The following is a 1,959-nucleotide window of genomic DNA, read 5'->3' as shown; positions in this document are numbered from 1 at the left end:
CGGGTCTTTGACACTTGCGCTAATATAGAAATCTCTACAAGCCTTGAAAACAGGGCTTTTTTTATTAAAAAAATGTCAAATTCTCTCCAATTCTTAGTGAGTAATTTTGCGTAATGTGTTATAATGTAAGGGATTGGAGGAGATTCTACTATGCGACTTAGTATATCCAAGTCTAAAAATGCTACTTCGCTTTATGTCATACAATCTGTTTATGAGAACGGTAAGCGTTCCACAAAAGTTGTTGAAAAGTTAGGAACGCTTGCTGAATTACAGCAAAATCTAAATGGGCGCGACCCTATTGAATGGGCTAAATCATACATAGAAGAGCTTAACAAAAAAGAGAAAGAGCTATTGCGTGAAGTCATCGTTAAATATTCGCCATCCAAAGTGATTTCCAAAGATCAACAACTCTTCTTCAATGGCGGTTATCTTTTTCTCCAGCAGATCTATCACGAACTCAATCTTCATAAGGTTTGCACGGAGATATCAAAAAAATATAAGTTCTCGTTTGATCTGGATGCTATACTGTCACGGCTCCTTTACGGACGAATCCTTTTTCCTTCTTCCAAACTCGCTACCTATAATCATTCCTCAAAGTTCATTGAACAAACGAACTTTGAATTGCAGCATGTGTATAGAGCACTTGAAGTCATTTCCAAAGAAATGGACTTCATTCAGTCTTCTCTTTATAGCAACAGCCTCAAAATTTCAAAGAGAAACACGGGTATTCTCTATTATGACTGTACCAATTATTTCTTTGAAATCGAACAAGAAGACGGCCTTAAACAGTATGGCGCTTCAAAAGAACATCGACCAAACCCTATCATCCAAATGGGTCTGTTCATGGATGGAGACGGCATTCCTCTTGCTTTTAGTCTCAACAGCGGCAACACGAATGAACAGATTACGCTTAAACCCTTAGAGCAAAAAATACTTTCTGATTTCAAACTTTCCAAATTTGTTGTCTGTACCGATGCAGGTCTGGCTTCTGAAAAGAACAGAAGGTTCAACAACGAAGGCGAACGCGCATTTATCACGACCCAATCGATTAAAAAACTAAAAAAGCATTTAAAGGAATGGTCTCTTGATTCAAAAGGCTGGCATCTTGCAGATCATGATAAAACTTATGATATCACCCAGCTTGACGAGGAAACTTATAAAGACAAATGCTTCTTTAAAGAACGCTGGATTAAAGAAAACGGCCTGGAACAAAAACTTATTGTAACTTACTCCATCAAGTACAAAAATTATCAACGTCAAATTCGCAATTCACAAATCGAACGTGCTCAGAAACTACTCGATTCGAATCCAACTAAAATTTCAAAAAGCAATCAGAACGACTATAAACGTTTTATTAAAAAAACCAGCTGTACGTCTGATGGTGAAATAGCTGACAATGAACTCTATGCCTTAAATAACGAAACCATCGTTGCTGAAGAAGCCTATGACGGATTTTATGCCGTTTGTACGAACCTAGAAGGTAGTGCTCAGGAAATCATCCAGATTAACCAGCGACGTTGGGAGATTGAAGAATGTTTCCGGATCATGAAAAGCGAGTTTAAAGCCCGGCCGGTGTACTTAAGTCGCGAAGATAGAATTAAAGCACATTTTACTACCTGCTTTATGTCCCTTATCCTTTATCGGTTATTGGAAAAGAAACTAGGGAATAAGTTTACATGCAGTGAAGTCATCAACGGATTGAGAGAAATGAATTTCTATGAGATCAAGGGCGAGGGATATATACCGACCTACACAAGAACTGATTTTACAGATGAGCTGCATGAATCTTTTGGCTTTCGAACAGATTACGAGATTATTAAGAAAACACAGATGAAAAAAATTTTGACCACTACTAAGAAATAAAAAAATTACTCACTTTTTTAAAATACAAAAAAGCTTGAACACCTTGCAAACACAGGGCTTTCAAGCTTTTTATATTTTTTAACTGTCAAAGATGAG

General features: G+C 37.1%; 1 protein-coding gene. It reads left to right on the top strand.

The window, feature by feature from the left end; translation table 11 throughout:
* The first annotated feature begins 150 nt into the window (after positions 1-150).
* Positions 151-1,863, top strand: coding sequence for an IS1634 family transposase (locus tag Psfp_RS20900; protein ID WP_134220437.1), 1,713 nt, complete (start codon positions 151-153; stop codon positions 1,861-1,863).
* Positions 1,864-1,959: the final 96 nt, after the last annotated feature.

Source organism: Pelotomaculum sp. FP (assembly GCF_004369245.1).
Classification (GTDB): Bacteria; Bacillota; Desulfotomaculia; order Desulfotomaculales; family Pelotomaculaceae; genus Pelotomaculum_C; species Pelotomaculum_C schinkii.
This window is presented reverse-complemented; position numbering and strand designations above follow the sequence as displayed.

Excerpts from the sequence above, each read along its gene's own strand:
- Psfp_RS20900 (WP_134220437.1), top strand. The coding sequence starts at position 151 with ATGCGACTTAGTATATCCAAGTCTAAAAATGCTACTTCGCTTTATGTC.